The 5,586-nt window shown below is 67.4% G+C and carries 5 protein-coding genes; 1 reads left to right on the plus strand and 4 read right to left on the minus strand.

Annotation, left to right across the window (positions count from 1 at the left end; all coding sequences use genetic code 11):
* The 4 genes from EOD07_RS20215 to EOD07_RS20230 all read right to left on the minus strand — a co-directional run.
* Nucleotides 1-508, minus strand: a 508-nt coding sequence (locus EOD07_RS20215; protein WP_245470325.1) for a 2-dehydro-3-deoxygalactonokinase, incomplete at its 3' end; no start/stop codon positions are given.
* Nucleotides 505-1,272 (minus strand): SDR family oxidoreductase, encoded by a 768-nt coding sequence (locus EOD07_RS20220; protein WP_127236722.1) that lies wholly within the window; start codon nt 1,270-1,272, stop codon nt 505-507. The genes EOD07_RS20220 and EOD07_RS20215, both read right to left, overlap by 4 nt.
* Nucleotides 1,273-1,725: 453 nt before the next feature.
* Entirely contained in the window at nt 1,726-3,075 is a 1,350-nt protein-coding gene (locus EOD07_RS20225) for an EAL domain-containing protein (RefSeq protein ID WP_127236725.1), read from the minus strand.
* 165 nt (nt 3,076-3,240) lie between these two features.
* Nucleotides 3,241-5,037: a GtrA family protein gene (locus EOD07_RS20230; RefSeq protein ID WP_127236723.1), complete on the minus strand. Its 1,797-nt coding sequence runs from the start codon at nt 5,035-5,037 to the stop codon at nt 3,241-3,243.
* 128 nt (nt 5,038-5,165) lie between these two features.
* On the opposite strand from EOD07_RS20230, the gene EOD07_RS20235 reads away from it, so the two are divergent.
* Nucleotides 5,166-5,586, plus strand: a 421-nt coding sequence (locus tag EOD07_RS20235) for a glycosyltransferase (RefSeq protein ID WP_127236724.1), incomplete at its 3' end; no start/stop codon positions are given.

The raw sequence follows: 5,586 nt of genomic DNA on the forward strand, positions 1-5,586 counted from the left end.
CGCCGGTCGGCCAGGTGCCGAAGCCTTCGACGGCGTCGTCCGCGACAGCGACCCATTTCGAATGCGTGCCCGGCATGCAGACGAGGTGCCGCCCCTTTGCCGGCAAACCGGCGCCGGCAAGCTGGGTCTCCTCGCCGCGCATGACGTCCGGCGCCTCAGTCAGGCGCTGCGCGAGGCCGGGCACGATGCGGATGTCGCGGCTCAAGCCCTCGATGCGGGCGGCGCCGCGCAGGATGGCGCCGATCGGCCCCGGCACGGTGACGTAGGGCGCCTCGATCCAGCCCTGCCGGGAGCCGGCCATGCCGCAGATGATGACCGGCAGCGCCTCCGGCGCGCCCATGGCGTCCAGGTGGCCTTCCAGCACCTTGGCAAAACCTTTTTCGCGGGCGGTGATCAGCCCGTCGTCTCCGCGCCGCTCGGCAAGCACCTTGCCCGAGCCGTCGAGCAGCCAGGCGCGCAGCCTGGTCGTGCCCCAGTCGAGCGCGGCGACCGCGGGCGCCGCGCTCACAGGAAGCCTCCGTCGACGATCAGCATCTGGGCGGTGAGCATGCGTGAGGCATCCGAGGCCAGGAACAGCACCGTGCCGACCATGTCGTCGGGTTGCATGACGTCCTTGATGCATTGCTTGGCGACATGGGCGGCCAGCCCTTCATCCGTGACCCAAAGCTCGCGCTGGCGTTCGGTGATGACCCATCCCGGCGCCACCGCGTTGACGCGGATGCGGTTCTGCCCGAGCTTGCCGGCGAGGCCTTTTGTCAGGCCGAGTATGCCCGCCTTGGCCGCGGTATAGGCCGGCATATCGGGATGGTTGATCAGATAGGAGGTGGAGGTGAAGTTGATGATCGAGCCGCCGCCGGCGCGCTTCATGCCCGGCGCCACGGCCTGCGCGGTGAAGAAATGCGGCCGCAGGTTGATGGCGAGGTTGTTGTCCCAGAACTCGACCGTGACATCCTCCACGGCATGGCGGTCGTCGAGCGCGGCGTTGTTGACCAGCACCGTGACGTCGCCATGCGCCTCGGCCGCCTTGGCCGCGGCGGCGCGCAGCGCCGCGATGTCGCGCAAATCGGCCTTGAGGTAGAGCGGGCGGCGGCCGAGCTCCTTCTCCAGCCGGTCGGCCAGAGCCGTGCTTGGCTTCTCGGCGATGTCGATGAAGGCGACTTTCGCGTTCTGCCGCATGAAACCTTCGGTCAGCGCCGCGCCGATGCCGGAGCCGCCGCCCGTGATCAGCACCGAGGCGCCGTCGAGGTCGGTGAACCGCGCCGATGGCATCATGATCTCTTCTCCCTTTGGCCGGCGCGCATCCTAGCCACGCCGGGCCGGGGGGCAAGGGTGAAAAGGCGGATTTCCGGCTAATGTCAGACAAATGATCGGCGCGCCGCCAAAGTAGCGGCTGTTCATTTCCGTGAAATCAGCACAAACGCCGGGGAATGGTTGAAGCCGCCCCAGCCTCGTCATTCTATGGCGGAGCAAGGAGCGAAGCGACGCGGCGAAGACCATAGAATCCATGCCGTGACTTGGAAGCGCCGCCACGGTGCTGAATTTTGCTCCGTTGCACGCCGTGGCGAAGGTAACGGCATGGATTCCAGGGTCTCCGCGACGGAGCTTCGCTCCTTGCTCCGCCCTGGAATGACGATCGCAATGGGCGTTTCGGCTAACCTCCAACGCATGCCAGCTGCCAACGCTAACAGAGCCGAACCGGCCAAAATCCCTGTGCTGGGGACCTTGTCAAATCGCCTTGGCGTGCAGCGCGCCGCGATAGGAATCGCGCAGATAGCCGAGCGTGGCGTCGGCATCGACCGGCTTGCCGAACAGGTAGCCCTGCCCGCCGGCGCAACCGAACTGGACGAGGCGATCGGCCTGCGCCTCGTCCTCGATGCCTTCGGCCACGACATCCATGCCGAGCCCTTCGCACATGGCGAGGATGGCGCGGATGATGTGCTCGGACGGGCGGTCGTCGAGGATGGAGGAGACGAAGGCGCGATCGATCTTGAGCTTGTCGAAATGGAATTCGCGCAGGCGGCCGAGCGAGGACTGGCCGGTGCCGAAATCGTCGAGCGAGACGCGGATGCCGACGCGGCGCAAATCCTCGACGATCTTCTCGGCCGAGGCCGGGTCGTTCATCAAGCCGGTCTCGGTGATCTCGATCTCCAGGCGGCGCGGGTCGAAGCCGGTGCGGTCGAGGATGGCCAGGATATGCAGGCCGGTGTTCTGGTCGACGAGCTGCGAGGGCGACAGGTTGAAGGACAGGAACAGGTCCTTCGGCCAGCTGCGCGCCGCCTCGGTCGCCTTGCGCAGCACCAGCTGCGACAGCGGGCCAATGATGCCGCGCTCCTCGGCGATCGGGATGAAGACCGATGGCGGCACGACGCCGAGGTCGCGGTCGGTCCAGCGCGCCAGCGTCTCGAAGCCGATGGTGCGGCGGCTGCTCAAGTCGACGATGGGCTGAAAATGCGGCTCGACCTCGCCGGCCGATACGGCGCGGCGCAGCGCCTGCTCGATGCGGGTGACGCGCTTGGCCGCCTCCTCCATCTCGCGGGTGTAGACGACGACGCGGCCGCGACCCGAACGCTTGGCATGATAGAGCGCGGTTTCGGCCTTGTTGATCAGGATCTCGGTTGTCTCGTCGCCGGAATAGAACAGCGAGCAGCCGACCGAGGCCGAGAGCCTCGCGGTGCGCTCGCCGACATCGTAGGGCGCCGACAGGATCTCGATCAGCATGCGCGACTTCTCGGCCGCCTGCTCCTCCGAGAACACCATCGGGTAGAGATAGGCGAACTCGTCGGCGCCGATGCGGCATACGGTGGAATAGCCATCCATCGAGGCGCGCAGCCGCATCGCCACCTGGACCAGGATGTCGTCGCCGGCCTTGTGGCCGAACAGGTCGTTGATCGGCTTGAAGCCGTCGAGGTCGAGGATGCCGACGGTGAAGGGCGCGGGATCGTCGGCGCGGTCGCTGATCAGGCGATCGACCTTGTCGAAGAAGCGACGATGGTTGCCGAGCCCGGTCAACGAATCCGTGAAGGCCAGATCCGTGTTTTCCTTGCCTGGCTGACCGGTGCCAAACGTCGTTTGCATCATGTCCCTGTTCTTACGGCGGTATTTCTCTTCACACTGGCAGCAAAGCGTTTAGGAAAAGTATCGAGAAAATCGATTTTCCGAAGGCCCCCAAAAAAGGTTCGCTTCGAACCTCCTTACGCAACTATTCGCGGAACCCGCCGCGCACTTTTCCTGGAATTGCCCTTAGCTGGCTTGCCTGACGCGATAGAGCTCGATCGGGCTGCCTTTCTCGCTCACCGGTTCGAGCCAGTCCGGCACAGCTCCGCGCAGCAGGCCGGCCAGGAAGCCCTGCGGCGCCTTTCGGGTCAGGATCATGGTCTCGACATTGCCGGGGCAGACGGCGACAAGGCCGACACGATGCGCCTCGACGATTGCGCGCGCGTCATCGGCCGAGCCGAGAAAGGCGTCCAGCGCCAGGAGATTGCCGGCGACATTGCGGTGATAGGGGCCGGCGAAGACGCGATGGCCGCTATAGGCCAGCACCGGCGCCCCGAGATTGGAGATCGTCAGCACGGTGGTGTCGGACATGCCGCCGAGCGGCGCGAAACTGGCCTTCTTCTCGCACGTCCTGTCCGTGGTGGCGCCATCGGTGGCGAGACTGTCTTTTTCGAACGCCACCGAGGCGGCCGCGGCGACGCCCGTCCAGACCGGGTTGATCGAGACCAGCCACACGGCCACCAGGCGCAGCGCCACGCCGAGCGATGCGCTGGTTTCGGCCCGCGCCCGCCATTTCGCGATCCAGGCCGACAGCGGAACGACCGCGAAGGCGATCGAGAAGGTGGTGCCGCGCACCTGCCAGGCGCCGACCGCGAAAGCGACGGCGAGCAGCGCTGCGACGAGGCTGTCCTGCCGCCGCCAGCCGCCGCGGCGCAGACGCAGCGCCATCAGGATGATCGCGACCAGCGGTGTCGCATAGCGCGCCGCGACGCGCGCCGGATCGCGGACGATGAGCGTGAACAGCGACTGGGCCTCGTCGATATGGTCGAGCCACAGTTCCTTGAGGCGCGGGTCGAGCGAGGCGTAGGGCGCGGAGAGGCATTGCGGGAACAGCACCGCCACGACCAGGCCGAGAACCGCCCCCAACGCGGCGAGCGACCCCAGCCGTCGCCGCCAACTGCCGGCGGCGGGCACGACAGAGGCGATCACCGCCAGCCCCGCGCCGGCAATGGCCGCGACGAAGAACTGCGCGACCGAGAAGGCATCGCACTGCGCCGCGCCCCATGCGGAAGGCGGGACGGTGGCGACGAAGACAAGCGCCGCGACACCGGCGAAGCCGAGGCCGAAATCCCGCGCGATCGTCCGCTCGCCGCCCGGATCGGCGACGAACAGCAGCGCCACGCAAAGGCCGATGGTGGCGACATAAGGCACGGTTTCCATGCCGACGGCGAGCGTCAGCGCGGCGCAGAGGCCGGACAACAGCGCGGCCCAGCGCCGGGAAGGCGCCTCGAGCAGCAAAGCGAGGCTCGCCATGGTGAGCATCAGCTGGACGCTGTGGTGGTCGAGCGCGCCGGGGTCGTAGATGCCGATGAAATAATAGCCGGCGGCGCCGATCAGGATGGCCGGCAGCACCGCGCCGCCGCCGCCGAAGCTGCGCGCGGCGCGGGCGGTGAAGAACAGGGTCGACCAGAAGAGCAGCGCCGGCCACAGCACCTGCGCCGCGTCCTCGCCGAGCGGCCTGCTGCCGGTGAGCGCCGAGGCGGCAAGCGCGATCCCGGCGATCGGCGCGTCGACCAGCCGCGACCAGTGCATGACGAAGCCGCCTTCAAGCCCCATCCGGTACTGGTGCAGGTCGAACCAGCCCTGGCCCGCCAGCAGGTCGCGGACCTCGACGAGGCGCAGCAGATTGTCGTTGTCGCCGCCTGCATCGGTCAATTGGCCGAAGCCTGTCCACGCGTCGAAGGCGAAGGCGAGCAGGGCCGCCAGCAGCGCCAGCGCCAGATCGAACTTCCAGGTGGCGGCGCCGTTCTCGGCTGTGCCCATTTGCCGTGGCCTTTGAAGGAGAGGATCGGTTTAAACCTAGCCTTAACGGCTTCAATAAATAGTAAAACGGCTCGACGGGGCCGGCATGAGAGACGGTCGGAGGCTGGGTCGGGCGCCCGGAGACAGACATGCCGCATGCAGTCCGCCACGAGCCGGTCATCGCCGTGCTCCTGCCTTGCTACAATGAGGAGCTGACGATCGGCGAGGTCGTGCGGCGCTTCCGCGAGACGCTGCCTTCGGCCGCGATCTATGTCTACGACAACAATTCCAAGGACCTCACGGCGCTGAAGGCCCGCGCCGCCGGCGCCATCGTCGTGCGCGAGCCGCGCCAGGGCAAGGGCAATGTGGTGCGGCGCATGTTCGCCGACATCGACGCCGACATCTATGTGATGGCCGACGGCGACGGCACCTACGCGCCGGAGGATGCGCCGCAGCTGATCAACGTCCTGCAGACGGAGCGCTCCGCCATGGTGGTGGGCCCCCGGCGCGGCGTGACCGACGATGCCGGCCGCAACGGCCACGCCCTCGTCAACCGCGTCTTCAACCCCC

The sequence above is a fragment of the Mesorhizobium sp. M2C.T.Ca.TU.002.02.1.1 genome, from assembly GCF_003997225.1.

Excerpts from the sequence above, each read along its gene's own strand:
- EOD07_RS20225 (WP_127236725.1), bottom strand. The coding sequence starts at position 3,075 with ATGCAAACGACGTTTGGCACCGGTCAGCCAGGCAAGGAAAACACGGAT.
- EOD07_RS20220 (WP_127236722.1), bottom strand. The coding sequence starts at position 1,272 with ATGATGCCATCGGCGCGGTTCACCGACCTCGACGGCGCCTCGGTGCTG.
- EOD07_RS20230 (WP_127236723.1), bottom strand. The coding sequence starts at position 5,037 with ATGGGCACAGCCGAGAACGGCGCCGCCACCTGGAAGTTCGATCTGGCG.